The organism is Herbiconiux sp. (genome assembly GCF_023264855.1).
Lineage (GTDB): Bacteria > Actinomycetota > Actinomycetes > Actinomycetales > Microbacteriaceae > Herbiconiux.
The window spans coordinates 1-25,279 of the sequence record NZ_JAHFUW010000060.1; the positions used below are offsets into that span (position 1 = coordinate 1).

The 25,279-nt window shown below is 71.4% G+C and carries 26 protein-coding genes; 16 read left to right on the plus strand and 10 right to left on the minus strand.

The features are described 5' to 3' along the window. The 5 genes from Q0D75_RS18470 to Q0D75_RS18490 all read left to right on the plus strand — a co-directional run. Window positions 1-624: hypothetical protein (locus Q0D75_RS18470; protein ID WP_291056900.1), on the plus strand; the 624-nt coding region annotated here is incomplete at its 5' end. Between the two features lie 35 nt (window positions 625-659). Continuing rightward, window positions 660-1,211: a hypothetical protein gene (locus tag Q0D75_RS18475; protein ID WP_291056902.1), complete on the plus strand. Its 552-nt coding sequence runs from the start codon at window positions 660-662 to the stop codon at window positions 1,209-1,211. A 37-nt stretch (window positions 1,212-1,248) separates the two neighbouring features. Continuing rightward, on the plus strand, window positions 1,249-1,449 hold the full coding sequence (locus Q0D75_RS18480) for a hypothetical protein (RefSeq protein ID WP_291056904.1): 201 nt from the start codon (window positions 1,249-1,251) through the stop codon (window positions 1,447-1,449). Further along, on the plus strand, window positions 1,446-4,013 hold the full coding sequence (locus Q0D75_RS18485; protein WP_291056906.1) for a glycoside hydrolase domain-containing protein: 2,568 nt from the start codon (window positions 1,446-1,448) through the stop codon (window positions 4,011-4,013). The genes Q0D75_RS18480 and Q0D75_RS18485 overlap by 4 nt, the downstream gene beginning before the upstream one ends. Continuing rightward, window positions 4,010-5,317, plus strand: coding sequence for a glycosyltransferase (locus Q0D75_RS18490; protein WP_291056908.1), 1,308 nt, complete (start codon window positions 4,010-4,012; stop codon window positions 5,315-5,317). The genes Q0D75_RS18485 and Q0D75_RS18490 overlap by 4 nt, the downstream gene beginning before the upstream one ends. 118 nt (window positions 5,318-5,435) lie before the next feature. Here Q0D75_RS18490 and Q0D75_RS18495 read toward each other — a convergent pair whose 3' ends face one another. Next, window positions 5,436-6,518 carry a hypothetical protein gene (locus tag Q0D75_RS18495; RefSeq protein WP_291056910.1) on the minus strand — a complete coding sequence of 361 codons (1,083 nt, stop codon included), beginning with the start codon at window positions 6,516-6,518 and terminating at the stop codon, window positions 5,436-5,438. A gap of 147 nt (window positions 6,519-6,665) precedes the next feature. On the opposite strand from Q0D75_RS18495, the gene Q0D75_RS18500 reads away from it, so the two are divergent. The 4 genes from Q0D75_RS18500 to Q0D75_RS18515 all read left to right on the plus strand — a co-directional run bounded on the left by Q0D75_RS18500 (window position 6,666) and on the right by Q0D75_RS18515 (window position 8,737). Further along, complete coding sequence (locus Q0D75_RS18500; protein WP_291056912.1) at window positions 6,666-7,241, plus strand: TIGR03086 family metal-binding protein; 576 nt, start codon at window positions 6,666-6,668, stop codon at window positions 7,239-7,241. Between the two features lie 160 nt (window positions 7,242-7,401). Then, window positions 7,402-8,088, plus strand: a complete 687-nt coding sequence (locus Q0D75_RS18505; protein WP_291056914.1) for a DUF4253 domain-containing protein — start codon at window positions 7,402-7,404, stop codon at window positions 8,086-8,088. Window positions 8,089-8,114: 26 nt separating this feature from the next. Continuing rightward, entirely contained in the window at window positions 8,115-8,345 is a 231-nt protein-coding gene (locus Q0D75_RS18510) for a type II toxin-antitoxin system prevent-host-death family antitoxin (RefSeq protein ID WP_291056916.1), read from the plus strand. Further along, a complete protein-coding gene (locus Q0D75_RS18515) occupies window positions 8,345-8,737 on the plus strand; it encodes a type II toxin-antitoxin system VapC family toxin (RefSeq protein WP_291056918.1) in 393 nt (130 codons plus the stop codon). The genes Q0D75_RS18510 and Q0D75_RS18515 overlap by 1 nt, the downstream gene beginning before the upstream one ends. A gap of 53 nt (window positions 8,738-8,790) precedes the next feature. On the opposite strand, the gene Q0D75_RS18520 is transcribed toward Q0D75_RS18515, so the two are convergent. Together Q0D75_RS18520 and Q0D75_RS18525 are read right to left on the minus strand one after the other, a co-directional pair. Further along, window positions 8,791-10,374: an MDR family MFS transporter gene (locus tag Q0D75_RS18520; protein WP_291056919.1), complete on the minus strand. Its 1,584-nt coding sequence runs from the start codon at window positions 10,372-10,374 to the stop codon at window positions 8,791-8,793. Between the two features lie 187 nt (window positions 10,375-10,561). Continuing rightward, complete coding sequence (locus Q0D75_RS18525) at window positions 10,562-11,215, minus strand: TetR/AcrR family transcriptional regulator (RefSeq protein ID WP_291056921.1); 654 nt, start codon at window positions 11,213-11,215, stop codon at window positions 10,562-10,564. An 88-nt stretch (window positions 11,216-11,303) separates the two neighbouring features. Between Q0D75_RS18525 and Q0D75_RS18530 the strand changes: the two genes are divergently transcribed. From Q0D75_RS18530 to Q0D75_RS18540, 3 genes are all read left to right on the plus strand, one after another. Further along, entirely contained in the window at window positions 11,304-11,768 is a 465-nt protein-coding gene (locus Q0D75_RS18530) for a hypothetical protein (protein WP_291056923.1), read from the plus strand. Between the two features lie 18 nt (window positions 11,769-11,786). After that, window positions 11,787-12,464, plus strand: coding sequence for a hypothetical protein (locus Q0D75_RS18535; protein ID WP_291056926.1), 678 nt, complete (start codon window positions 11,787-11,789; stop codon window positions 12,462-12,464). A gap of 111 nt (window positions 12,465-12,575) precedes the next feature. Beyond that, window positions 12,576-13,493 (plus strand): hypothetical protein, encoded by a 918-nt coding sequence (locus tag Q0D75_RS18540; RefSeq protein WP_291056927.1) that lies wholly within the window; start codon window positions 12,576-12,578, stop codon window positions 13,491-13,493. Between the two features lie 37 nt (window positions 13,494-13,530). Here the strand turns inward: Q0D75_RS18540 and Q0D75_RS18545 are convergent, their stop codons facing one another. Beyond that, entirely contained in the window at window positions 13,531-14,328 is a 798-nt protein-coding gene (locus Q0D75_RS18545; protein ID WP_291056929.1) for a hypothetical protein, read from the minus strand. A 100-nt stretch (window positions 14,329-14,428) separates the two neighbouring features. Between Q0D75_RS18545 and Q0D75_RS18550 the strand changes: the two genes are divergently transcribed. Then, window positions 14,429-15,430, plus strand: a complete 1,002-nt coding sequence (locus Q0D75_RS18550) for a diacylglycerol kinase family protein (protein WP_291056931.1) — start codon at window positions 14,429-14,431, stop codon at window positions 15,428-15,430. Between the two features lie 92 nt (window positions 15,431-15,522). After that, window positions 15,523-15,861 (plus strand): hypothetical protein, encoded by a 339-nt coding sequence (locus Q0D75_RS18555; protein ID WP_291056933.1) that lies wholly within the window; start codon window positions 15,523-15,525, stop codon window positions 15,859-15,861. A gap of 55 nt (window positions 15,862-15,916) precedes the next feature. Here Q0D75_RS18555 and Q0D75_RS18560 read toward each other — a convergent pair whose 3' ends face one another. From Q0D75_RS18560 to Q0D75_RS18580, 5 genes are all read right to left on the minus strand, one after another. Beyond that, window positions 15,917-17,329 (minus strand): LssY C-terminal domain-containing protein, encoded by a 1,413-nt coding sequence (locus tag Q0D75_RS18560; protein WP_291056935.1) that lies wholly within the window; start codon window positions 17,327-17,329, stop codon window positions 15,917-15,919. A 40-nt stretch (window positions 17,330-17,369) separates the two neighbouring features. Continuing rightward, window positions 17,370-18,758, minus strand: a complete 1,389-nt coding sequence (locus Q0D75_RS18565; RefSeq protein ID WP_291056946.1) for an MFS transporter — start codon at window positions 18,756-18,758, stop codon at window positions 17,370-17,372. Between the two features lie 119 nt (window positions 18,759-18,877). Continuing rightward, window positions 18,878-19,228 carry a hypothetical protein gene (locus Q0D75_RS18570; RefSeq protein WP_291056937.1) on the minus strand — a complete coding sequence of 117 codons (351 nt, stop codon included), beginning with the start codon at window positions 19,226-19,228 and terminating at the stop codon, window positions 18,878-18,880. Between the two features lie 49 nt (window positions 19,229-19,277). Then, entirely contained in the window at window positions 19,278-20,039 is a 762-nt protein-coding gene (locus Q0D75_RS18575; RefSeq protein ID WP_291056938.1) for a class I SAM-dependent methyltransferase, read from the minus strand. 279 nt (window positions 20,040-20,318) lie between these two features. Beyond that, on the minus strand, window positions 20,319-21,011 hold the full coding sequence (locus tag Q0D75_RS18580) for an HAD family hydrolase (protein WP_291056939.1): 693 nt from the start codon (window positions 21,009-21,011) through the stop codon (window positions 20,319-20,321). 112 nt (window positions 21,012-21,123) lie between these two features. On the opposite strand from Q0D75_RS18580, the gene Q0D75_RS18585 reads away from it, so the two are divergent. After that, window positions 21,124-22,998 (plus strand): cellulase family glycosylhydrolase, encoded by a 1,875-nt coding sequence (locus Q0D75_RS18585; protein WP_291056940.1) that lies wholly within the window; start codon window positions 21,124-21,126, stop codon window positions 22,996-22,998. On the opposite strand, the gene Q0D75_RS18590 is transcribed toward Q0D75_RS18585, so the two are convergent. Continuing rightward, on the minus strand, window positions 22,995-24,398 hold the full coding sequence (locus Q0D75_RS18590) for an FAD-dependent monooxygenase (protein WP_291056942.1): 1,404 nt from the start codon (window positions 24,396-24,398) through the stop codon (window positions 22,995-22,997). The two genes, Q0D75_RS18585 and Q0D75_RS18590, sit on opposite strands and share 4 nt — an antisense overlap. 488 nt (window positions 24,399-24,886) lie before the next feature. Between Q0D75_RS18590 and Q0D75_RS18595 the strand changes: the two genes are divergently transcribed. Continuing rightward, the coding region (locus Q0D75_RS18595; RefSeq protein WP_291056944.1) for an oxygenase MpaB family protein at window positions 24,887-25,279 on the plus strand (393 nt) is incomplete at its 3' end.

The following is a 25,279-nucleotide window of genomic DNA, read 5'->3' on the forward strand; positions in this document are numbered from 1 at the left end:
CGTGCCGGCGGCACGGGCGCGGGCGGACGCCCTGTCGGCGGCGCGAGCGCGGGCGGGCGGATGAGCGGATCCCCCGGGCGGGGTGCCGGTCAGCCGGCGCTCCGCCCTCCCGCGGCGCTCACCGGCGGATCGCCACAGCCGAGGCCGCGCATCCGGCCCGAACCGATCCTCGTCGGTGCCCCGGCCGCGCTCCTGGCGATTCCGGGCGGGGCCGCCCTGGGAGTGCTGCTCGGCGGCATCCTGCCCCTCGCCCTGCTGCTGCCCGAACAGGTTCTCACCGATGGCGCGCCGTCCGGATTCGCGACGGTCGCCGTGGTGATCGGCTGCGTGACGGGCCTGCTGGCAGGGTTGCTGATCGGCGGTCTCACGGCGGTAGCGCTCGCGATCGCCTGGCGACTGCGCGCCCGGGCGGCGATCGTGACTCTGGCCGGCTCCGCCGTCGCGACACTGGGCACCACCGGCGGCCTGCTGATCTTCTCCGGCCCGGATGCGCAGATCGCCCTGTTCGCGCTGCTGGCCAGCGCGCAGGCGGTCGGCGGCGTGATCCTCACCGTCTGGGCGGGCGAGCGCGGCCGCATCGAGCGCGGGGCGGGGCGCGTCACGCAAATCCTGAGGGTCCCGTAACACCGACGACATGTGAGGCCCGGTAGCGTCTGGGTATGGAAGGCCCGCTGAGCGACGACGCCCTCGCCGCACACCTCGCGACCGTGCTGCAGCGCACGGCCGAGGCGCTCGAGGCCTCGGGCGCGCGCACCGAGGCGCTCGCCGACTTCCAGGAGCGCCGGCCCATCCTCGGCATCGCGCGCTCGCCGATCATGGTGCCGCGCGGCCGCGTCTGGCGGCTCGGCGTTCTGCTGCTGGATCAGCACCGCGCCCTGCACACGATCGGCGCCGTCACCCGCGCCGTCGAACCCGGGCGCGTCACCAACCAGTCCGCCCGCGCCGAAGAGCGCCGCGACTACCGGCGGGCCGCGTTCCAGGCGAAGTTCGCCGAGGGCGACACCGTGAACTTCGATACCACACCGATTCCGCTCGACGGCGCGAGCATCCGGGGCCACGGTCACGGTCACGACCGAGCCCAGGGTCTGCTCGCCGAACGCGACGGCGTGCTGATGGTGCGCTGGAGCAGACAGGCGGGCGAGCACGCGCTCACCCCGCTCGAGCCCTATCTGGCCGAACGCGCAGCCCTGCTGACCGCCCCGCCCCCGTAGACCGACCGAGATCCACCGAGATCACCAGAGGAGCCCCATGGAATCCCGCACCGAGCATCCCTCCCGCCGGTTCACCGAGCAGACACCGCTCGTTCACCGCGCGGTCGCGCGCCGGGGTTACCGTCCCGCGAAGGTCACAGGCCGGGTAGTCGTCGGCCGGCCGGCCGAGACACCGGCCAGCCATCTGCCCGAAGCCCATCTGCCCGAACCCCACCTGGCCGAGAGGACAGCCGCATGATCGAGCGCGTCGACCCCTTCATCGGCACGGATGTCACGGCGCTGCCCCCGCAGACCGGCCTCGCCGCCACCTGGTGGTGGCCCAAACCGCAGATCGGCAACACGCATCCGGGAGCCACCTACCCCCTCGGCATGGTGTCGGCGTGCGCCTACTCGGGCGCCTACCCGACGGGCTACGGACGCTACGACCTCAGCCTCGAGGGCGTGCCCTCGACCCTGCACGACGAGCAACTGGCATCCGGGTTCACGCACTTCCAGCAGTCGGGTACGGGCGCCATCCGCAAGTACTACAACTACTTCCGGGTGACGCCGATGATCGAGCCGCTCGACGTGCTCGGCCGCACCTGGCCGATCACCGAAGAGGATGCGGCGCCCGGCTACTACTCGGCCACCCTCGACTCCGGGGTGTCGGCCGAGATCACGGTGGGACCGAAGAGCGCGGTGCACCGGTACACGTTCCCGAGGCATCCGAACGCCCGCATCGTGATCGACTTCTCGATGGGCGGGCTCTCGATCCCGTACGGCGCGACCGTGCCGCTCCGGGCGAACATCGAGACCGTGGCGCCCGGGGTGGCCAACGGCTACGTGGTGGCCGAGGGTGCCCCCATCGCCGTGCACATCGAGTGCGACACCCCGCAGTGGCGCCAGATGCTCTGGTACGACCGGAGGCTGATGCCGGGCGGCACCAAGCTCGCGCTCGACCACATCCGGCCCACCACGCTGCGGCCTTTCGGCCTGATGTGGGCGGGCCCGAGCGAGCCCGGCCAGACGGTCGAGTTGCGCATCGGCTTCTCGATGCGCGGCGTCGAGCAGGCCGAGGCGAACCTGCGGGCCGACTGCGGGCCCGGCCCGGCGCGCTTCGAAGCGCGGCGCGAGCGCACCCGCAAGACGTGGAAGAAGCACCTGAAGACGATCGAGATCCAGACGCCGAGCCCCGAGCGCAAGACGGTGTTCGCCACGGCGCTCTACCACTCGCTGATCAAGCCCAGCTTCGCCAACTCGGAGAGCCCGTTCTGGCCCGCCGACGGCGCTTTCGCCTACGACATCGCCACCATGTGGGACATCTACCGCACGCAGCTGCCGCTGCTCACCGCACTGCAGCCCGAGAAGGCGGTCGAGCTCGCCAACGCGCTGCTGACCATCTGCGAGGAGGAGGGCAACTTCCCGATCGGCTACCGCCTGGCCCGCGGCGGCGACCGCTTCTCGCGGCAGGGGAGCGCGCTCGCGCACACCTTCCTGGCCGACCTCTGCCAGCAAGGGCTGCCCGGCGTCGACTGGGAGTGGGCGCTCGTGCACATGAGCGACGACCTGCGCCGCACCTACGGCGAGGAGTTTCTGCTGCGCGGGGAGGCGCATCCGATCAGCCACACCCTCGATATCGCTTATGGGTATTGGTGCACCGCCAAGGTGGCCCGGCACGTGGGTGACAACGCGCTCGCCGTGCAGTTCGAGGCGCTCGCGGAGCGCTGGGTGAACGCGTACGACCCCGCATCCGGTCTCTTGAAGGACTCCACCTACTACGAGGGCAGTCGCTACAACTACTCGTTCCGCCTGCAGCACGACATGGCGGGGCGGATCGGCGTGAGCGGCGGGCCCGAGAAGTTCCTGGCGCAACTGGACGCGTTCTTCGGCTACGGGGCTCCGGCCGTCGTGCAGCCGGGCAACAAGCCGGGGGCGGATGAGCTGCTCGCCGGATACGCGCTCGGCCGCTTCGAGGGGCTCAACAACGAGCCCGACATGGAGGCGCCCTGGGCGTACCACTACCTCGGCCGGCCGGATCGCACCGCGGAGATCGTGCACGACATCGTGCACCAGCAGTTCGGCACGGGGCGGGGCGGGCTGCCGGGCAACGACGACTCGGGCGGGCTGAGCTCGTGGTACGTGTGGGCCTCGCTCGGGCTGTTCCCGGTGGCGGGGCAGAACATCGTGCTGATCAACGCGCCCTCGTTCGCGGAGTCGTCGATCGCGGTGGGCGGCGGCACCTTCACGGTGCGCACGCGCGGTTTCGCGGAGCCGTTCGCCGGCGGGCCGGCGCAGTACGTGCTCGGCGCCCGACTGAACGGGGCGCCGCTGGAGCGCAGCTGGCTGAGCGGGGCGGAGTTCCACGGGGGCGGCGAGCTCGTGCTCGAGCTGGGTCCGACGCCCGGCGGATGGGGGACCGTGGAGGTTCCGCCCTCGCACGGGCCCGCCCCGGTCTCGAGCGCGTCCGGGGCCGCCGCCGTGACGCCCGCCGAGGCGGGAGCGGCCGCGGCGTTCGGCTCCGAGGTCGAGGCGGTGGAGGCCGCCGCCGGGGTGGAAGCCGCGCTCGAGGCCGCCGCCGGCATCGAGGACGACTCCGAACCCGGACTCGCCGAGGAAGACGGCCAGCCCGAACCGCGCATCGTCACCGATGCCGCCGATCCGGTGGGCAGCACCCTGCCGGAGCCGGAGCCGGAACCGGACCCTGGCCCTCGCCCGGAAGCCGCCGCCGATCCGCTCCCCGCCGATCCGATCGCCGAATCCGACTCGCGCCCCCGATCCACCTCCGAGGCCCCCTCGCCACGAACCCCAGGAGAGAGCACATGAACACCGTCAAGAACCGTCTCGTCATCGTGGTGCGCGCCGATCCGGTCATCTGCGGCCACTCCGTGGAAGGACGCAACCTCGCCGAGACCGCCCTCACCCGCGGCTTCGACGAGGTGCGCATCGTCACCTGGCCGATCGAGCGGCTCGAGGCGGCCGGTCTGCCGCTCAAGCCGCTGGACACCGTGCTGCCCTACAGCGAGGGCATCATCGTCGAGCGCCCGGGGCCCGTCGGCGACTACAAGGTGCCGGATGGCCGCTACCTCGCCGGCATCACCGGCCGCCTGGTGGAGCTGTTCACCGACGGCGTGCCGACCGTCGCGCTGTCGCTCTACCTCAGCCCGCACACCATCGCGGTGGCGGATGCGGTGCGCGCGGCGCATGGCACCGGACTGCCGGTGAACGTCACCACGATCGCCGAGGCGGTCGGATCCGACGTCACGAACGTGGTGCGCACCGCGGTCGAGGAGGGCCGCCTGGGCGCGGCCGCGCACATCCTCTCGTCGTACCTGTCGCAGGACCACTGCGTTGCCGTGTCGGAGTACACCCGCGACCTCATCATCAGTGAGGCCGAGCGGGTCGACGAGCAGCACGGCACGCGCTTCGCGGCGCAGTGCCGCGAGCGGATCGTGGTCTCGTACCCGGCCATCGACGCGGCGCAGTACCTCGACCTCGACCCGGCCGCCAAGGCCGCCGAGCTCGACCGGCGGGGGCTCGTCGACGACGGGTACTTGTTCTTCCTCTCCCGGCTCACGGATGCGAAGGGCGTCGACGACCTGATCGCCGGCTTCGAGCGCAGCGAGATCGGGCGCACGACCCAGATCCCGCTGGTGATCGCGGGGCGGGGGCCGCAGGCCGAGGCGCTCAAAGAGCTGGGTGCCGCCTCGCCGCTGGCCCACCGCATCCGTTTCCTGGAGGACGTCGGCGATGCCGAGAAGCCGTACCTGATGGCGGGCTGCGCGGCGTTCGTGCTGCCGTCGAAGCCGCGGCCGGAGTTCGTGGAGACCTTCGGCATCGCCCTCGCCGAGAAGATGCTCGCCGGTGGCGGCCCGGTGATCACGACGCTCACGGGCGGCATCGGCGAAGCGATCGGCGACCACGCGCTCGTGGTGCCGGTGAACGATCCGGATGCCATCGCCGAAGCGATCGACCGCGCCGTGTTGCACACCACCCCCGAGCAGCGCGCTGCCTGGGCCGAGGAGTCGCGGGCCTACGCCCTGCAGTTCGACCGTCACGCCGTCTTCGACAAGCTCTTCGAGCGCTACCCGCGCGTGCCGGTAGAGGCCGAGGTGCCTACCCCGGCCTGACCCGCGCTGTCCCGCCCGACTTCTGCGCGAGTCGCCGAAATCCGACCCCATTTCGAACACTGAGGGCGGATTTCGGCGAATCACCGTGAGGTGGGTACGGGTCTGCGGGCGCGGGGCGTCAGACCCAGCCGAGGTGGGCGCCGTCGAGCGTGGTCCACATCCCGCCGAACCGGTCGACCGCCACGCTCCACGAGTCGTGCGCAGAGAACGGTGCGGCGTAGAAGGTGGTGTTGCCCGCCGAATCGAAGCGTGCCAGGCCGCCCTCGCCGTCGGTCATGTACATCTCGGCGTGCTCTCCGGCGACCATCGACCGGGGCGTGACGGGGAGTGCTCGGGTCGGATAGGCCTTCACGATGAGCAGAGTTCCGTCGGGAGCGATCTTGGCGACTCCCGTGCTGGTCGCGGCCCAGATGTCGCCGCTCTTGGAGACCTGCACATCGATGGCACCCCAGATACCGGTCGGAGCCACGGCGCCGAGTGACACCGTCGTGTAGGTCTTGGCGAACGGGTCGTACACCGTGAACTCGGAGGAGGCGTCTTGGGTGAACCAGACGCGGCCGTCGCGCGCGACCGCGATCTGTTCGATCATGTGCCCGCTGGGGCTCGCCACGGTCGACGAGCTCCCGTCGGGGCGGATCATCGTCAGACCCGGGTCGCTGGCTCCGTTCCAGCCGCCGAACCAGATGTTGCCGACTTCGTCGACGGCGATGTCCTCCGGCGCGCTGGGGAAACGCCCGGCGAGCGGGAAGGTGTCGACGATGCCTGTGGTGGGGTCGAGCCGTCGCATCACGTTGTCGGCCGGGCCGGCGTCGCCGAGCCAGATGTGACCGTCCGGCGTCGCTGCCATGGATACCGTGCGCGTGTCGGTGAGCCCGAGCGGGAAGGCGGTCGACCCGGCGACCCCGGGAGCGATGCGCACGAGTTCCTCCGTGTTGTCGTCGGCGTACCAGATGTCGCCGGCCTGATCGGAGGTGAGCTTCCAGGCGCTGCCGCTCGTCGTGTCGACATAGTGCCAGGTGGCGTAGTCGCGCGGGAACGGATCGAGCGCGTGCGCCGGTGCTGCCACGGCCACGGCCGCGGCGGGAGCCATCAACGCCACGGCCAGAGCGGACGTGGCGATGGTGCGCACGCGCAGGTTCACGCGCCCTTGCAGGGCGGAACGGGTCTCGGCAATCGGGTGCTGGACGGTATCGGTGGTCATGGGTCTCCTCAGGTCGCGACCGGCGACGTGTGCGCAGGTCAGGTGGGCGCGGGGGTGACGCGCAAACCTCACGGTATTCGAGGAATGCTCAGAGAGAACATGAGTAGTTCCTACTCGCCGCGAACTAATGCGGACTACCCTGGGCGCATGCTCCCCGTATCGCCCGCCGAACGCCATCGCGTCGTGGCCGAGGGCTTCGGTGCGCTCACCCGGGCGGTCGATGGGACCTGGGATGCTCCCGCTCCCGTCGAGGGGTGGGTGGCGCGCGACGTGGTGCGGCATCTGACCGGGTGGTTCCCGGAGTTCCTGGCGAGCGGCAGCGGCATCGTGCTGCTGGCGGGGCCGTCGGTGGACGACGACCCCGTGGCGGCCTGGCGCGTGCACGCCGACTCTGTGCAGTCGGTGCTCGACGACCCGCAGACGGCCGAGCGGATGTTCCGCAACCCGCACACGGGCGAGCTCCCGCTGGCTGACGCGATCGACCGCTTCTACACGGCCGACGTGTTCATGCACACCTGGGATCTCGCCGCCGCCACGGGTCAGGATGCTCGACTCGACCCCGACTTCGCCCTCCAGCTGGTCGAGGGCATGGAGCCGATGGAGCAGCTCATCCGCTCGTCCGGCCAGTACGGCCCGCGCGTCGAGGTGCCCGCCGCATCCGACCCGGTCACCCGCCTCCTCGGCTTCATCGGCCGCGACCCCTCCTGGCGCCCGCCCGCCTGATCGACCGCTGGGACCGATGACCACTCGACCGACCAGCTCCCGAGCCGCATCGCGTCTCATCGCGACGCGAGAGTTCTCCACAGGTGCGTTCTTTCGCGGGCTTGTCCACACCCTGCTCGAATTCGAAAGCCGGATGCACGAGCCGACCTAGCCTCGGCGCATGACCAGTGATTCCTACACCCCACCTCCACTCACCTTCGCTGAACCGGGATCGACCTGGGGTGCGCTCGCCGCTGCTTTTCCCACCACGGGTCAGTGGCCGATCCACTTCGCCGGCGAGCATCGGGGTCGGCCGTGGGAGGTCCATCACCTCTGGCGGCACGATGAACGCGCCGCCTGTGAGACCCTTCGAGAGCAATTCGGTCTCGACGGGCGAGATGAAGGGTCGATCCAAGAAGACGATTACTGCTTCGCCTGTGGCGTCGTGGCCGATCGGTCGGGTGAGCTCTCCATCGGTGAGGGATCGACGGATCTGGCCCTCCTGTCGAGCATCGCCGACCATCCCCATCCCGGGCCACTGGCACTGGTCAGTGTCGCCGACCCGGCGGACTGTCTGGCTGAGCTCGGATGGTCGGGCGCGATGAACGCCGGCATGCTCGGCGCCGACGCGCGCGTCGTGCTGAAGTCGTGGCAGACGCGCTTCGGGGCGTACGTGCACTCCGCCTGGGGTGGCACCCTGCAGCTGAGCGTCACTCGACCGCCTCGAACCCTCGCCGAAGCTCGGCTGGTCGCCCGGGAGCACTTTCACTTCTGCCGATACGACAGCCAGTTCCACGGCACGGGCGGGATCGGACCCTATGTATCGAATCTCGTCGGACTCGATCACTGGACGTTCTGGTGGGACTAGGACTTGACCAACTAAACTTGGTCAACATGACTGAGATGGTGAACGTCCAAGACGCCAAGACCAGACTTTCTGAGCTCCTGGCGCGCGTGGAGCGGGGGGACGACTTCATCATCGCCCGCAGCGGTAAACCCGTCGCCGTCTTGAGGGCAGTCGAACCGGCCCCGCGTCGAGAACTCGGCTTCGCTCCCGGAGCAGACCTCCCCGACGCGTTCTGGGAACCACTCGGCGACGACGACCTCTCCGCCTGGGGTCTCTGATGCGCGTGCTGCTGGACACGCACACGTTCTTCTGGGCGGTGCGCGACCCGAGTCGCATTCCTGCGGTCGCCACAGAACTCGTCACCGACTCCGGAAACGAGCTCCTCGTCTCCGCAGTCACGCCGTGGGAGATGGGCATCAAGGTACGGTCGGGCCGGTTTCCCGAAGCCGCACCGTTCTTGGCCGCGATGCCCCGGTACCTGGGCGCGCTGGGTGCGAGCGAGCTCCCCATCACGATCGAGCACTCGCTCGTGGCCGGTCAGCTCGAGTGGCCGCATCGCGATCCCTTCGACCGGATGCTCGCCGCTCAGGCCATCATCGAGAACGCCGTGCTGGTTTCGGCCGATACCGTCTTCTCCACCCTCGGCGGGCTGCGACTCTCCTGGCGCTGAGGCGCACTCGGCCCCTCGTGGCGCCCTCCCGCCCGCGAGGGGGGAGGGAGGGGCTACGCCTCGGACTGCACCGTGGTGGTGGCCAGGGGGATCTCCTTGACGAAGCAGAGGATGAGGGCCGCCGCGAGCATGAGCGGCACCAGCAGCAGGTACACGGGGCTGAGTGCGTTCGCATAGGCCTCGACGATGAACTGGTGGATCTCCGGCGGCAGCGCGTTGATCGCGGCCGGGGTGAGCGCGTTCGTGTCGGTGGGCAGGGCGCTACCGGCCGTGCCGAGAGACGCGGCTCCGGATGCCAGCTGGTCGGTCAGCCGGGCGACGAACACCGAGCCGACGATCGCCGATCCGAGCGACGCGCCGATCTCGCGGAAGAAGTTGTTGCCCGCGGTCGCTGTTCCCACCTGGCTGTGCGGCACCGAGTTCTGCACGATCAGCACGAGCACCTGCATGGCGAGGCCGATGCCGAGACCCAGGATGGTGAGGTACGACAGGATCAGCCACAGCGGCGTGTCGGCCCGCATGGTCGAGAACAGCACCAGGGCGCCCGCGATGACGAGCGAACCGACGATCGGCATCCACTTGTAGCGTCCGGTCTTGGTGACCAGGAAGCCGCCGCCGATCGCGGTGATCAGAAGGCCCGCCAGCATCGGCAGCAGCATGAAGCCCGACTGGGTGGCGTTCACGCTGTTCACGATCTGCAGGAACGTGGGCATGTAGCCGATGGCGCCGAACATCGAGATGCCGATCGCGAGACCGCCGAGGGTGGTGAGCGTGAAGTTGCGGTTCGCGAACAGCGACATCGGGATGACCGGCTCGCTGACCTTGCGCTCGATCAGCACGAACGCCAGAGCCGAGAGCACCGTCACGATGATCATCACGATGATGACGGGGGAGTTCCAGTCGTACTCGGTGCCGCCCCAGGATGCGGTGAGCACGAGCCCGGCCGCGGCCAGCGCGAGGGTGGCCATGCCGGCGACGTCGATCTTCGGCCGCACGGCGTTCACGATCTTCGGCAGCTTGATGAAGGCGACGGCCGCGACGATGGCGGCGATGCCGAGGGGCACGTTGATCCAGAAGGCGTAGCGCCAGCTGAGCGTGTCGGTGAACAGGCCGCCGAGCAACGGGCCGGCCACCGAGGAGAGGCCGAAGACCACGCCGATGAAGCCCATGTACTTGCCGCGCTCGCGGGCGGGGATGACGTCGGCGATGATCGCCTGCGACAGGATCATCAGTCCGCCGCCGCCGAGGCCCTGGATGGCGCGACCGGCGATCAGCCACTCCATCGAGTTCGCGAAGCCGCCGATGATGGAGCCGAAGACGAAGATCGAGAGCGCGATCACGAACAGCGATTTGCGCCCGATCAGGTCGCCGACCTTGCCGTAGACCGGCATCACGACGGTGGAGGCGAGGATGTACGCGGTCGCGACCCACAGCATGTGGTTCACGCCGTCGAGCTCGCCCACGATGGTGGGCAGCGCGGTGCCGAGGATGGTCTGGTCGAGCGCCGAGAGCAGCATCGCCACCATCAGGGCGCCGAAGATCAGGTTGACGCGGCGCTTGGTGAGCACGGGCGGCTGAGGCGCGCCCGCGGGTTCGGAGGCGGCCGCGGCGGCCGCGTCGGTGGTGGAAGTCGTCATGAGTGGGTGTCCTCGATCGGTTCGGGGGAGCAAGGGAGTGGCGGAGAGCGAAGCGGGAGAGCAGGTGGGGCGGCGGAGCGGGAGAGCGGGTAGGGCCTCGAAGCGGGGAACGGATGGATCGGAAGAGGAAAGAGCGGGGCGGATGGAGCGGAAAGGGGGGGAGCGGATGGAGCGGACGTGGCGAGGGTTACTCGCGCCGAGCGGCCGCCAGGATCGTGGCGCGGGCGATGTCGACGTGGTCGGAGAGCGGATGGCCGGACTGCTCCTCCTGGCTCCACGAGTGCATGGCCAGGCGCAGCACGCCGCCGACGAGCATCACGAGAGCCCAGGCCTCCCGCGACCGTTCGGCGGCCGGCACCACGCCTTCGTCGCCGAGCAGGCGCTCGATCTGCAGCGCGAAGTCCACCTCGATGCCGTCGAGCGCCTGGAAGCTGCTGACCAGCAGGTTCGGGTGTGCGACCAGGATCGCGCGCCGCTTGGCCTGGAACTCCTTGGTGCCGAAGTCGAACGCGGCGAACTCGTCGCGCAGCGCGTCGATCACGGCATCGAGGATGGCGACCCCCGGCCGGAATTCCAGGCGCTGCAGGCTCGGCGGCGGGAACATCCGCGAGTGGCCGAGCACGGCATCCTCTTTGCCGGCGTAATAGTTGAAGAAGGTGCGACTGGTGACGCCGGCCTGGGCGCTGATGGCCTCGACGGTCACGTCGGCGAGGCCGAGGCGGGCGACGAGGTCGACCGCGGCCATCTCGATCGCCGTCGCGGTCTCCCGCTTCTTGCGCTCGCGCAGGCCGGTGCCCGAAGGGGGCGCCTCGGTGGCGGTGGGGGATTCGATCGTCGGCACGGCACGATTCTTGCATACCGTGAAACTTTTCTCAATGCGAAAGTTACCGGCTGAAGGGGGCCGCAGCGCAGAGGGTTACGCTCGAGAGGTGGATGCCTGTGCCGAACTCTGCTCGCTGCTGGAGCGGCTCGCGGGCGCGCCGGACGGACACGAGCGCAGCCCGCGCGGCTACCTGCGCGAGGTCGGACGGCAGACTGCGGGCATCCGGCTCGGCCCGCTCTGGGCCTGGGATGCCATCCGCGGCGGCCGCAACCGGCTCCCGGGTACCGGCTTCGCGGCCCCCTTCGATGACAGCACCCGTGGGCAGGCGCGGCACTTCGGCGGGATCGTGGCCGTGGCGGCTCGCATCGGCCCCCGCCTCGCCCGCTGGGGCTCCATCCACATCGGCCGCGATCGGCCCGACACTCCCGACGGGCGCCTCAGCGACGCCGCGATCGAGTTCGCGCGCCTGGTGACCGAGGGCCGGCTGGTGCCGGCGGATGCGGCGGGCTGGCTGCGCGGGCGCCTGTGCGCGCCCGGGGCGGCGCATCCGCCGGCGGAACGGCTATCCTGATGCCCGTGGAGGCGCACCGTGGCTGAGGAGAAGAAGAAGGCCAAGAAGGGCAAGAAAGACAAGAAGGCGAAGGTGAAAGCACCTCGCTGGCTCGGCACGGGCGAGGAGATCCAGGCCAAGCCGCTGCCGCCGCACGAACTCGAGGCCGCGATCGCCGACGGTCTCTCGATCGCCCGCTTCTCCGTCGTGCTCGCGCTCAAGAACCGCTTGATCGTCGCCGCCCTCCGCGACGACCTGCCCTTCGACACGGCGACGGCGGCCGTGATGGCCCGCGAGGAGCTGCACGAGATCGCCCGCGAACAAGACCGCAACATCGAGCACGCCGAAGACGTGAGCGAGAACGCCGGATCGGCACACGGAGCGGCGCGGCACGAACACGACTACAAGGCCCGCGACCTCGCCCTGCTGACCGCCCGGCGTCGCGTCTACGAAGCCGTGGCCGCACAGGCCCGGGCCGACGCCGACGATCCGAAGCGGGTCGCCGAACTGGTCGAAGACGCCCGGGTGCGCGCCTGGGAGGAGATCAGCCGCGAGGTCGCGGCGCGCCTGGACGTCACCGGCGCCGCCGAGCACGTCGTGGTCGACGAGCAGTACCTCGCCGAGCGCGAGGTGCGGATGCGGCGACTGCGCGAGATCGACCTGTGGGAGCTGGCCGATCAGCAGCACGCCCGCACCGCGCGGCGCAAGAAGCGCTGACCGCCTGGCCGGTGCGCCGCAGGGCCTTCGGCGCCGCTGCCGATGACTCCGCGGCCTGTCCAGGAGTAGATTCGGGCCAAGGTCGCTTCAGAGTCTCCGGGAGGTGCAGACGTGCCCGATGAGATCGCCGAGGCGTTCGCCCGGTTCGACGCGGGGCTCCGGCCCGGGCCCGACGACCTCGTCGAGGCGCACGACCTGCGTCGCACCGTGCTGCAGGCGCTGCCGGCCGACGGCCGGGTACTGCGCACCGTCGACGCCGGATCCTACGCCCACGGCACGGCCGTTCGCCGACACAGCCTCGTCGATGTGATGGTGGTGCTCGCCGGCGCCCGGCCGCGCGGCGTCGGGCGGGCGGCCGAGCTGCTGCGCACCGCTCTTCCCGCCGAGGCGGTGCCCGCCGTGGTCGCGACCTCCCGGGTCGTGGGCGGCGACTCGCTGGTGATCGAGCGGATCGGGGCCCCGGGCATCCGATTGATCCCCGCCTTCGAAGCGGCTCCGGCAGGCGGGGGAGTGGGAGCGGGACCATCGGCGAGGGCGTCGTCGGCCGGCCCCTCCGACACCCTCTGGGTCGCGGATGCCGCCCACCGCTGGGTGCGCCACCGCCCTGCCGCGCGGGCCGTGCTGCTGGACCGCATCGACGACGACGGATCGGTGCGCGCGCTCATCCGGTTGCTGCTCGCCTGGAAGCACCGCCAGGCCGTGCCGGTCTCCTCGTACTACCTCGAGACGCTCGCCATCCGGCAAGCCCTGCAGCAGCGCTCGTTCAGTCTGCTCTGGGACGTCTGCTGGATCTGGGAGGCGCTCGCCGCCGACGGGCTCGTGCCGGCACCGGATCCGAGCAGTCCGAGCCAGGTGCAGGCGGTGCGGCCCGCCGCCTCGATCGGGAGGGCTCTGGAGGCGCAGTTCCCGATCGAACGGGCGGCCTCGAGTGCGCGCTCGGCCGTGAACGCGTTCATGGACGGCGATCAGGCCCGCACCGCGGGATTCCTCGAGGCGCTGTTCGGGCCGGAGTTCCCCGCGCTCGCGTGAGGTGAGGTGCGGTGCGGTGGGCCGCGGTACTCGAGGGTCAGCCGCCCGACGCCGCCGCGTAGGCATCCGCCGCGCCGGCGACCCGGTTGTTGTAGTCGATCGAGGAGTTGTACGAGCCGACCGCCGCGATCCAGGCCGCATCGTCGCGGAGGTCGACCCCGCCGGTGCAGAGATAGCGCCCGGCGGCGAGTGCGGCGTCGTCGATGTCGTGCGGGTCGCGGATGCCGTCGGCGTCGCCGTCCGCCGCGGCGAACCCCCACGTCGAGGGCAGGAACTGCATCGGCCCCACCGCCCGATCCCACACCGGGTCGCCGTCGAGGGTGCCGCGGTCGGTGTCGGCGATCGCCTCCACTCCGTCGCCGTCCAGGGCGATGCCGATGATCGGCGGGGTCGCTCGGCCGTCGTCACCGATCGCGCCGCCGTGCAGCGTGCCGTGCTCCGACTCCACGAAGCCGATCGCCGCCAGCGTGTTCCACGAGAGGTGGCACCCCGGCTGCTCTGCGCGCAGACGGATCTCGGCGCCCGCGTAGGCGAGCAGGGCCCGCACGGGGATGCCCGTGGACTGAGCGACCCCGGCCGCCCACGCCGGATCGGGCAGGCTCGCGACCGGTGCAGCAGTGGTGCCGGGCTCGGCGAGTGCGGCGGCCGTTCCACCCGGAGTGTTATCGGCCGTTCCACCGGGAGTGCTCTCGGCCTCGGCGGCGGTCTGCGACATCCACCCGCCACCCAGTGCGACACCACCCACGACGGCCGCGACGACGAGCACCGCGAAGCCCGCCAGCACCGCGACGGCCACCCCGCGTCGTGGCCCCGAGCCCCCTGCTGCGCTGTCCACCGAACCCACCCTAGGTGAGCTCCCCGTCCACGACGAAGGAGTTCTCGCCCGCCTCGCCGGGCGCGGGCGGGAGGGGCGCTGCCCTGGTACCGTCTCGGGCATGAACCCGCCCCGCCGCGCCGCGCTCGTGTACAACCCGATCAAGGTCGATCTCGAGGCGCTGAAGACCGCCGTCGCCCACGAGGAGCAGGAGTCCGGCTGGGGCGAGACGCTCTGGCTGGAGACCACGGAGGAGGATCCGGGTGCCGGCCAGACCGCCGAGGCCCTGAAGCAGAAGGCCGACCTCGTGATCGCGGCCGGCGGAGACGGCACCGTGCGCATCGTCGCCGAGGCCCTGCACGGCTCGGGCGTCCCTCTCGCCCTGCTGCCCTCGGGCACGGGGAACCTGCTCGCCCGCAACCTCGATCTCACCCTCGACGATGTGCCCAACGCCCTGGAGACCGCGTTCCGCGGCGAAGACCGCGCGATCGATCTCGGGCTGATCCGCATCCGGCACCAGGACGACTCCGTCACGAAGCACGCCTACCTGGTGATGGCGGGGCTCGGCCTCGACGCCAAGATGCTCGCGGCCACCGACGACGAGCTCAAGGCGAAGGTGGGCTGGCTCGCCTATGTGAAGGCCATCGGGCAAGTGCTGCGCGACAAGAACCAGCTGCGCATCCGCTACAACCTCGACAACAAGGGCAACAAGGCAGTGCGGGCGCACACCATCATGATCGGCAACTGCGGCTCGCTGCCGGCGAACATCCTGCTGCTTCCGGATGCGGCCGTCGACGACGGCCGGTTCGACATCGTGATCCTGCGACCGGAGGGGGTCATCGGCTGGGTGCAGATCATGGTCAAGATCTTCTGGGAGAACGGCGTGCTGCGGCGCACCGCCGCCGGCCGCCGGCTGATGGGGCTCACCAAAGAGGTGCGCGCGCTCAACTACCTCACGGGTAGCGAGCTGGTGCTGCGGCTCTCCCGGCCTGAGGAGATCGAGCTCGACGGCGACGGCGTGGGGCAGGCCGTGGCCCTCAAGACCTGGATCGACGCGGGCGGGCTCACCGTTCGCGTGCCGGCCGGAAGCGTTCCGGATGACACGGCGGAGCGATCCGCCTAGCGCCCCCGGGCACCCGGCGCAACCCCTTCTCGCGTGTGAACTTTATTGGCTAGTCTTTCTAACAACTAGTCAAGGAAGTGGAAGGAACAGAGATGGCTCTCGTCACCGAGATCACCCCCGAACGCGTCGCAACGGATCGCGTCACCTCGGTGCCGCTCAGCTGGACCAACCCCGAGTCGCAGCTCTGGATCGCCAACCGTCAGGGCGAGTACGCCGGCATGGTGGAGTACGCCGACGGTCACTTCCTCGCGAGCGGATCCCGCGGCGAGGACTTCGGATCGTTCAGCGATCGCACCCAGGCGATGGAGGCCGTTCGCCTCGCAACCGCCCGCCGCCGTCTTCCCGACGGCCTGCTGTCCAACGTCGCCATCGTCAGCGCCGTCGTCGCCGTGTCGATCGCGGGGATGAGCCTCACGATGATCGCGGCCTGACCGGCCGTTCCTCCGCGGGCCCGCCCCGCCATCCACTCGTCAGCCGCGAGGTCGTTCAGACGGCCGCGCGGCTGGCTTTCTTGTCGCGCGGGCGGCGGGCGAAGTCGCGCGCCCGGCCGCTGGAGAGTGCGATCAGGATCAGGATGTCCAGCGACACCCCCACCAGGTTCGTGCCCAGCGTGATCGCCTGGTGGCCGCTGAAGTGCTCGAAGGCGGCGATGATCAGATTGATCGTGCTGAAGGTCATCACCGCGATGCGCGCCACGTTGCTGCCGAAGAACACGAACAGCCCGAACAGCACCTCGGCCAGGGCGAAGGCGGCGGCGAAGGCGATCAGGATCCAGAGCGTGGCGTCGCGGCCGTCCATGGCATCCGTCAGCAGGGGTTCGCCGTCGTCGATCGTGATCGCGTCGCGCACCGTGTTCCAGTCCAGCAGCACGGCCGCGATCAGCAGCATCGGCGTGAAGGCACGCACGAGCACCACGACGGCACCGAAGACGGTGGGCGCCGGCCGCCTGACGGCCTTCTGGGCGAGCGGGGAGGCGGCGTCCGAGGCGAGCAGCGCACCCGACGGCGAGGCCGAGGCGGCGGTGTGCGGCGTCGGCACCGGGGCGGCGCTCTCGCGGTAGGCGGCATCCGTCGGCGTGATCGCGCGCAGGTCGATGATCGGCAGGTCGCCGTCGGTCACGATGGTGTCGCCACCGCCGTTGCGGGAGTGGTAGCCGGTGGCGAAGTCGCGCAGGACCGTGACCGTGGCCAGCGGATCGGCATCCGTCACCGTCGCCACGATGTGATCGCGCTCCACGTCGGTGTTCTCGTCGATCTTGTGCGTGATCTGCAGGGTGAACAGCGAGAAGCCCACCGCGCGGTCGTAGGTGCCGGCCGCGAGCCAGTCGGTGGAGTGGCCGCCGGGCAGCAGCCAGCCCTCGGGGCAGCGCCAGAAACGCACGTGGTGGCGCTTGGCCGGATTGCCCTTCACCTCCTGCTGGTAGGCGAAGTCCTGATTGCGACCGAAGAGCATCAGCGGGCTCACCGGTGCCTCGTTGTAGCTGCGGCGGAGCACGGTGGAGGCGACGATCTTGCTGGCGCTGCGGAGCGTGAGGTCGTCGGCCCGCGTCCAGCCGGCCGCGAGCATGGCGGTGTGCAGCTGCTCCTCGGAGCCGAGGAGGCCCAGGTTCACCGGGTCACCGAGCAGGCCGTCGCTCGTGCGCGTGCGGCCGATGAAGTAGTTCGGCACGTAGATGTTCGTGAGGATGCGGTGCAGGCGGGGGAGCGCGATGTAGGCCACCAGCACCCAGAACACGATGTAGAACCACAGTTGCGCCCAGCCGGCGGTGAAGCCCTCGGAGAGCACCAGGTAGGCGAGCCACACCGAGGAGGCGCCGGCCACCACGAAGAACAGGTTGTCGAAGGCGGCGTTGATCGAGAAGCGGCGGCGGCGCGCGGGGTGGCCTGGCGAGTCCGGCATGAGGCCACGATACCGTCACCCGACGGATGCCGCGGCGGGCTCAGTCGCCGAACTCGAGGTCTTCGACGCGCGCCGTCGGCATCAGCACCGCGGCCGCGATCGAGAGCACCGCGCAGACCGCGACCGCCACGAACACCGCGCCGGCCGCGGCGATGATCGCCTCGGGGCTCAGCAGGTCGAGATCGGGCACGCCGCCGGCCGGATCACCGGTGCTGGCGGCGAGGATGCCGTTCGCGATGGCGCCGAACACCGCCACGCCCACCGCGCTGCCGATCGAGCGGGCGAACAGGTTGGCGCCGGTCACGACGCCGCGCTCGTTCCAGGGCACGCTCGACTGGGCGGCGATGATGCCGGGCGAGGCCACGAAGCCGAAGCCGGCTCCGATCACGAAGCAGCAGATCGCGACCGTGATCACCGACGGGGTGACGGACGTCGCCGCCAGCGCGACGGTGCCGGCGACGGCCAGTCCGATGCCGATCAGCACCGTGCCGCGAAAGCCGATCCGGGTGTAGATGCGGCCCGACTGGGAGGCGCTCACCGGCCAGCCGAGCGTGAGCGCGGCCAGGGCGAGGCCCGAGAGCAGCGGCGTGATGCCGAGCGAGCCTTCGAGGTAGGTGGGCACGTAGGAGGTGAGTCCGGTGACCATGGCGCCGATGCCGAGACTCAGCAGCGTCGTGGTGAGCAGCAGGCGCCTCGAGAACACCCAGAGCGGCAGGATCGGCTCCGCGGCCCGCCGTTCCACCAGCACGAACGCCAGCAGGGCGAGGCCTGCCACGACGAACACCCCGATCCCCGGGAGCGACGCCCACTCCCACGCCTGACCGCCCTCCAGCAGGCCCAGGATGAGGGCGCTCATACCGACCGCCAAGAGCGCTGCACCGGCGTAGTCGATGGTGTGCCGTCGACGCTCGACCTTCTCGTGGAATCGGCGCAGCAGCATCCAGCCCGCCAGCAGGCACAGCGGCACGTTGACGAAGAAGATGAAGCGCCAGCTGAGGAACTCGCTGAACACCCCGCCGAGCGTGGGGCCGATCACCGAGGAGATGGCCCAGACGCTGGCGATGTAGCCCTGCACCTTGGCGCGCTCGACGACGCTGTAGATGTCGCCGGCGATGGTGATCGACATCGGCTGCACGGCGCCGGCGCCGAAGCCCTGCAGCGCGCGGAAGGCGATCAGGGCGGGCATGCTCCAGGCCAGACCGCACAGCACGGAGCCGGCCAGGAAGAGCCCGATGCCGATCAGGATGATGGGTTTGCGGCCGAGGCTGTCGGAGAGCTTCGCGTAGATGGGAACGGAGACGGCCTGGGAGAGCAGGTAGATGGAGAACAGCCAGGGGAACGAGGCGAAGCCACCGAGGTCGTCGACGATGGAGGGGACGGCGGTGGCGAGGATGGTGGCGTCGATCGCCACCAGCCCGGTGGAGAGCATGAGGGCGCCGAGGATGGGGCCGCGCTCGGAGCGGAGGCCGACGCCGGTGCGGCGGGCGGTGCTGCCGCTGGCGTTGCTGGCGCTGCCGCTGCCGCTGCCGGGGTTGCCGCTGCCGCCGCTCACGCGATCGCCGTGAGCAGCGCCTGGAAGGTGCGCGGAGCATCCCGGATCGCCGAGCGGCCGGCGATCGGGCCGGCCCAGTGCAGGGTGGGAGCCACGTTCACGATCTCGTACTCCACCAGCACGCCCTCATCGTCCTCGCGCACGGTGTACTCGCCCCGGTACCACCACTCGCCCTGCACGATCGCGGTGCGTGCGGCCTCGTCGACCAGCAGGGACTCCGCGGGCGTGCGATCGCCCAGCTGCTCCACCAGGCCGCGGAAGGCCGCATCCGGGTCGCCCCCGAGGTGCCCGGCGAAGGAGCGGAGGACGGTGTGCCGCTCGGGGCGCTGCAGGCTGATCGAAGGCACCCTGCGATGCTACTCCGCGCCTGTGCAGAGCTCCGCGGTGCTACGCCTGCTACTCCGCGCCGACGCGGGCGATCGTTACCCGGGTGACGTACGGCAGCGCGAAGGTCGTGCGGCCGGCGAGATCGGGATGCGTGCGCACGAGCTCTTCGAGGCGGGCGAAGAGCTCGTCGCGGTCGGCGTCGCTCATCGCGATGACGTAGCTGCGGGAGGCGACCATGGCGACCAGGCCGCCGTGGTCGAGCTCGTTCGTCCAGCCGAATTCGGCGTGGGCCACGCGCTCCAGAGGCGCACCGAGCGGCGGGACGACCGTCTCGTATTCTTCCGCGATCGAGGTGCCGATCACCCGGCTGAGCTGCGCCACCCAGTCGGCCGATTCGTCGCGCACGTTCCAGACGAGTGCCAGCACGCCGCCGGGTCGCAGTACCCGGGCGACCTCGCGGGACGCGCTCGCCACATCGACCCAGTGCCAGGCCTGCGCCATCGTGATCAGATCGGCGGAGGCGTCGTCGAGCGGCAGCCGTTCGGCGGATCCGTCGACCGCGGTGACCGTGGGAAGCAGCGCGGCGAGCCGCTCGCGCATCTGCGGATCGGGTTCGACGGCGGTGACGCTGTGCGAGCGCTCCGGCAGGGAGGCGGTGAACTTGCCCGTGCCGGCGCCGAGGTCGACCACGTCGGGCAGCCGGCCGTCGGTATGAGCCTGGGAGAGGATCCACTCCACCGCGTCGTCGGGGTAACCCGGCCGCCCGCGCTCGTAGGCCGCCACGGCCTGGCCGAACGAGAGGGCGGTGCTGCTGTCGTCGAAGCGTGACATGCTCCCATCGTGTCACCGGGCCTTGTTGCGTGCCCGGGTGCCGACCCCACGCTGTGCTTCTGCCCCGCGCCGGGGCGGTTCACTCCAGCGAGTGACACGCCGACCTCGGTCATAGTGGCGGAGCGTGCGCTGAGAATCGCTGGAGTGAACGCGACCACATCCGGAAGGGACCGCAACCGGGCGATGGGGGCCCGGCGGCCTGCCGGCGGCACACCGGGTGCCGCGGCGCGGTGGGGCGGGGTCGCGATGGGGTGGGGGCGCGGTGGGGGCGGCGGCCCGTCAGGGGCGGGTGGCGAGAAGGTCGAGCGCTTCGGCGGTGGTGGCGGCAGTCAGGGTGGGCAGCCAGGGCTCTGTCCAAGGGCGGTCGTGGCTAACCCACGCCGTGGAGAGGCCGGCGGCGCGAGCCCCGGCGATGTCGGCGACGGGGTGGTCGCCGATCATCCAGGCGTCGGACGGGGCGGGCGCGGCGTCACCGGATCGTCTCGGGATGGCGGCCAGTGCTTCGGCGAAGATCTGCGGATCGGGCTTCTTGGCGCCCACCGCCTCGGAGATGAGGCAGGCGTCGGCGAGCTCGTCGAGCCCGGTCTGCGCGAGCTTGCGGGACTGCTGCCGCACGACGCCGTTGGTCACGATCACGAGTGCCGATCCGCGGGCCTTCAGGTCGACGAGACGCTGCTGCACGCCGGGGTAGAAGTCGATGCGGGGAAGGAACCCGGAGAGCAGCCGCTCGAGCACGGCCTCGACGGGATCGTGCAGACCGAATCGGGTGCGGATGCGCTCGGCCAGCTCCGGGCGCGGGGCGTAGCCGCTCGCGTCGGCCTCGATCAGCCAGCGGGCGGCGGCCTCGGACTCGGCCTCGCACGCAGGGGTGCCGGTGCCGCCGGTGACCTCGGCGGCGAACTCCCGGGCCCAGCTGTGGAACGCGCGGTCCCGGTCGATGAGGGTGTTGTCGAGGTCGGCCAGCAGGAGCACAGCGCGAGTCTAGCGACCGGTCGTCTCAGCCTCGCGATCGGTGGCGGAGCATCCGCAGAGGGGCAGGATGTTAGGGTTCGGAAGCGACGACCGGGACGAAGGCAGGGCGAGGGTGGGACGCAGTCTGAGGGGCGCCTTTCGCGGCACCGCGATGGCCGCCGCCGCGTTCGCGCTGCTGGTGGGCCTCGTGGCCGCCGCCCCCGCGCCCGCCTCCACCCCGACGCCCACGCCGATCCCGGCGCCACGCCACACCGGGGTCGCGAGCGACACCCCCATCGGGCAGCCCGGTGCCGGTGCCGGACAGGCCGCAGCCGGGCAACCGGGAGCAGCCCCCTCGACCGCGGCTCCGGGGGCGACCACGCCCGATCCGGCCGGCACCGGGAGCGGAACGGAAACCGCCGCACCGGGAGACGACCTCGCGGCCGGCCTGCCCGGCTGGCTGCACACTGACGGTGCCACCATCGAGACCGCCGACGGCTCGCCCTACGTCATCAAGGCCATCGCCTGGTTCGGCATGGAGACCGGCAACTGCGCCCCGCACGGGCTATGGTCGATCAGCCTCGACGCCGGGCTCGCGCAGATCGCCTCGATGGGCTTCAACACGGTGCGCCTGCCGTACTCGAACGAGTGCCTCTCGGCGGTCGCCAGCAACTCGATCAACGCCGCCGTGAACCCGGGGCTCGCCGGCCTCACGCCGCTGCAGCTGATGGACGCGTTCGTGCAAACGGCGAAGTCGTACGGGCTCAGCGTCATCCTCGACCGGCACCGGCCCGACTCGGGTGCGCAGTCGGCGCTCTGGTACACGGCGCAGTACCCCGAATCCACCTGGATCGCCGACTGGACCATGCTCGCCCAGCGCTACGCCGCCGAGCCGGCCGTGATCGGCTTCGACCTGCACAACGAGCCGCATGGCGAGGCCTGCTGGGGCTGCGGCGATCCGGCTACCGACTGGCAGGCCGCCGCCACGCGGGCCGGGGATGCGGTGCTCGCGGTGAACCCCGAACTGCTGATCATCGTCGAGGGCGTGGAGCAGCAGGGCGACGGCTCGTTCACCTGGTGGGGCGGCGGACTGCGCGATGCCGGCTCCGCGCCGGTGTCGCTCGCGGTGCCCGACCGGGTCGTCTACTCGCCGCACGACTACCCCGCCTCGATCTATGCGCAGAGCTGGTTCACGGCCGCCGACTACCCGGCCAACCTGCCCGGCGTCTGGGACGAGAATTGGGGCTACCTGGCGAAGCAGAACGTGGCTCCGGTGCTGCTCGGCGAGTTCGGCTCGAAGCTGCAGACCGATCAGGATCGCGCCTGGTTCGAGACGATCGTGTCGTACCTGGCGACGAACGGCATGAGCTTCTCGTACTGGTCGTTCAACCCCAACAGCGGCGACACCGGCGGAATCGTGCACGACGACTGGGTGACTCCCCAGGCCGAGAAGGTGGCGGCGCTCGGGCCGCTTCTGGGCGCGGGGAGCGCGGTGGCGCCGCACTCGGCGGTGCCGGTGCCGTCGCCCGATCCGGTGCCTTCCGCCACGCCGGTGCCTCCGTCTTCGTCTTCGGCGTCGCCTTCGCCGGTTCCGGCGTCGCCGCTGCCGACGCCGGGCTCGTCGGCGGCGCCGTCGAAGATCTCCGGATCGGCCTCGTCGCGCAACCCCGGGCCGATCGTCGTGCCCGGCGAGACCGGCTCCCTCGCGGAGCTGTCGGCCGGCTGGGACCTGCAGAGCGAGTGGCCGGGCGGCTACGTGACCGAGTTGACGGTCTCGAACCGCGGCGGATCGGCGGCCGGCTGGACGGCATCCTGGCCCGATGCCACCGCCACCGGCGTGGTGAACGCCTGGGGCATGGACTGCACGGTGGCGTCGGGCACCGTGACGTGCACGGGCGCCGACTGGGCGGCCTCCGTCACCCCGGGCCAGGCCGTGACGGCGGGCGTGCAGCTCACGTCGTCCGGTGCGGCGCCGGTCACCCCCACCCTCTCCATCGCGCCGCGCTAGGGCGCCGCGCTCGCGCCGAGCAGGCGCACCGCTCGCTGCACGGAGCGGTGGCGGGCGACCCGGGCGAGCGTGGTCTCGCCGCGGCAGAAGCGCACGAAGTAGCGGGCACCGAACGGGGTGCGCAGCAGCGTGTGCACGAGGCCCCGGTGGCGTTCGAAGGCGCTCAGGATGCCGGCTCCCGCCACCTGTTCGGGCTGCAGGACGGCTTCGACCCGGGCGCGGTAGGTGTCGAGCTCGGCATCGAAGGCGGCCCGTGCCGATTCCGGTGGTGATTCCGCGGTCGACCCGGTGGCCGGGTGCGCGTGGGTCGTGGACTCCGGACGGGATCCGCCGAGCGCCGCCACCGCGCGGGCCGCCGCCTCGCCGGCCCAGCCGCCCGAGCGGAGGGCGAAGGAGATGCCTTCTCGTGTCCACGGCTCGAGTAGGCCCGCGGCGTCGCCGGCGACGAGAACCGGTCCGCGGCGGAGCGGCGAGCCGGGGCGGCGCCACTGGGTGAGGTGGCCGGAGGAGTGCAGCGTCTCGGCGTCGGCCTCGGTCAGTCCGAGGTGCCGGCGCCACGCGGCGAGGTACTCGCGTGTCTCGTCGGGAGCGCCCTTCCGCTGGATGACACCGATCGTCAGCGAGTCCTGCTTCGGGAACACCCAGGCGTAGCTGCCCGGGCTGCCGCCCCAGTCCAGCAGAACCCGGTCGCGCCAGGCCGCCGCCGCGGCGCCGTCCGGCATCCGTACCTCGTCTTCGAGGCCGAGGTCGACGCCTCCGGGCTGCACGCCGACGTAGCGGCCGATGCGGCCGCCGGTGCCGTCGGCGCCGATCACGACGCGGGCGCGGAGTGTTCCGGCGGTCGTGACGAGAGTGACCGGAGGAACGGATGCGCCGACCGAGCCGGTGCTCGCGACGGGCGACGGCGCGACTGCATCATCCAGCGGCGCCCCCGTCGACGACACGGGCGGCGGCGGTGCGGATGCGTCATCCGGTGTCGCAGCCGTCGACGACACGGCCACAGAGCGCACCGTGACGCCGTCGGCGAACCGCACCCCGGCATCCTGAGCGGCCGAGGCCAGCGCCTGGTCGAATTCGGCTCGGCGCACCATGGCCAGGTACGGCTGCGGGCGGCGGAGCACGAAGCGGCGGCGGAAACGATCGGTGAAGACCGTCTCGCGCACGCGGGACTCGACGGTGGCGCGTGCGCCGTCGGGGAGGAGCGCGAGCGACTCGCCGAGCAGACCACCCCCGCAGGTCTTGTAGCGGGGGAAGGCGGCGCGGTCCAGCAGCAGTACCGAGGCGCCCCCTTCGGCCGCGCGGCGGGCGGCGGTGCTGCCGGCCGGGCCCGCGCCCACGACGATCACGTCCCACACGCGCTGCTCCAGCGACTCGGCCGCGGGCTCCGGATGCTGCGTCATCCCTCCAGGCTACGACCAGCCGGGGCGCCAGCCGTCCCCGGCACCCTCGGCGGGGCAGGCGCGTTTCGTGACGGGGTGCGGATGCGGATGCGGATGCGGTGACTCCACCATCCAAAACGAAGGAGTTCTTCGCCGACGCGCCGGGCGCCCCCGGTGTCGGCCGGTGTGGCGCTGAGAAACTCCTTCGTTTTGCATGACCCGGGGCCGGTCGACGCGGTGCCGCTGAGGTGCGGTGCCGTCGTGCCGCGGTGCCGCTGAGGTGCGGTGCCGTCGTGCCGCGGTGCCGCTGAGGTGCGGTGCCGTCGTGCTGCGGTGCCGCCGAGATGCGGTGCCACGGAGATCCGGTGCCACGGAGATCCGGTGCCGCCGAGGTGCGGTGCGACGGAGATGCATTACCGCCGAGGCGGGGTGCCGCCGCGAACGCGGTACGGCCGTGCCGCGGTGCCGTCGTCACCCGGCCGTCCAGCGGGCGGTGCTAGCGTCGCAGCATGCCGAGCCTCGCCGAGATCGCTCCCGAGAGCGTGCTGCTCGCGGGGGCCGGGCGGGCGATCCTGCTGCAGATCGCGCTTCCCGAGGTGGGGTACGGCGTGGCGCGGCACAGCGACTTCGCGGCACAGCCGATGAAGCGCCTGAACGCCACCCTCAGCTACATCTACGCGCTCTCCGGCGGCACCGACGAGGAGGCGCGGATCACGCGCGCGGCCGTGAACCGCGCCCACCGTCCCGTGCGCAATCCGCCGCCCGATGGCGCGGCACGAGCCGACGGGGTCCCCGGCCGGACGCCGGTTGCGCGGCCCGATGTGTCGCCGGCCGCCGCATCCGCCGCGGGCGACCCGACGCCGGCCGCCGCATCCGGAGTCGAATCCGCCGCGGGCGACCCG

Excerpts from the sequence above, each read along its gene's own strand:
- Q0D75_RS18475 (WP_291056902.1), top strand. The coding sequence starts at position 660 with ATGGAAGGCCCGCTGAGCGACGACGCCCTCGCCGCACACCTCGCGACC.
- Q0D75_RS18480 (WP_291056904.1), top strand. The coding sequence starts at position 1,249 with ATGGAATCCCGCACCGAGCATCCCTCCCGCCGGTTCACCGAGCAGACA.
- Q0D75_RS18485 (WP_291056906.1), top strand. The coding sequence starts at position 1,446 with ATGATCGAGCGCGTCGACCCCTTCATCGGCACGGATGTCACGGCGCTG.
- Q0D75_RS18490 (WP_291056908.1), top strand. The coding sequence starts at position 4,010 with ATGAACACCGTCAAGAACCGTCTCGTCATCGTGGTGCGCGCCGATCCG.
- Q0D75_RS18495 (WP_291056910.1), bottom strand. The coding sequence starts at position 6,518 with ATGACCACCGATACCGTCCAGCACCCGATTGCCGAGACCCGTTCCGCC.
- Q0D75_RS18500 (WP_291056912.1), top strand. The coding sequence starts at position 6,666 with ATGCTCCCCGTATCGCCCGCCGAACGCCATCGCGTCGTGGCCGAGGGC.
- Q0D75_RS18505 (WP_291056914.1), top strand. The coding sequence starts at position 7,402 with ATGACCAGTGATTCCTACACCCCACCTCCACTCACCTTCGCTGAACCG.
- Q0D75_RS18510 (WP_291056916.1), top strand. The coding sequence starts at position 8,115 with ATGACTGAGATGGTGAACGTCCAAGACGCCAAGACCAGACTTTCTGAG.
- Q0D75_RS18515 (WP_291056918.1), top strand. The coding sequence starts at position 8,345 with ATGCGCGTGCTGCTGGACACGCACACGTTCTTCTGGGCGGTGCGCGAC.
- Q0D75_RS18520 (WP_291056919.1), bottom strand. The coding sequence starts at position 10,374 with ATGACGACTTCCACCACCGACGCGGCCGCCGCGGCCGCCTCCGAACCC.
- Q0D75_RS18550 (WP_291056931.1), top strand. The coding sequence starts at position 14,429 with ATGAACCCGCCCCGCCGCGCCGCGCTCGTGTACAACCCGATCAAGGTC.
- Q0D75_RS18555 (WP_291056933.1), top strand. The coding sequence starts at position 15,523 with ATGGCTCTCGTCACCGAGATCACCCCCGAACGCGTCGCAACGGATCGC.
- Q0D75_RS18560 (WP_291056935.1), bottom strand. The coding sequence starts at position 17,329 with ATGCCGGACTCGCCAGGCCACCCCGCGCGCCGCCGCCGCTTCTCGATC.
- Q0D75_RS18565 (WP_291056946.1), bottom strand. The coding sequence starts at position 18,758 with ATGCTCTCCACCGGGCTGGTGGCGATCGACGCCACCATCCTCGCCACC.
- Q0D75_RS18575 (WP_291056938.1), bottom strand. The coding sequence starts at position 20,039 with ATGTCACGCTTCGACGACAGCAGCACCGCCCTCTCGTTCGGCCAGGCC.
- Q0D75_RS18590 (WP_291056942.1), bottom strand. The coding sequence starts at position 24,398 with ATGACGCAGCATCCGGAGCCCGCGGCCGAGTCGCTGGAGCAGCGCGTG.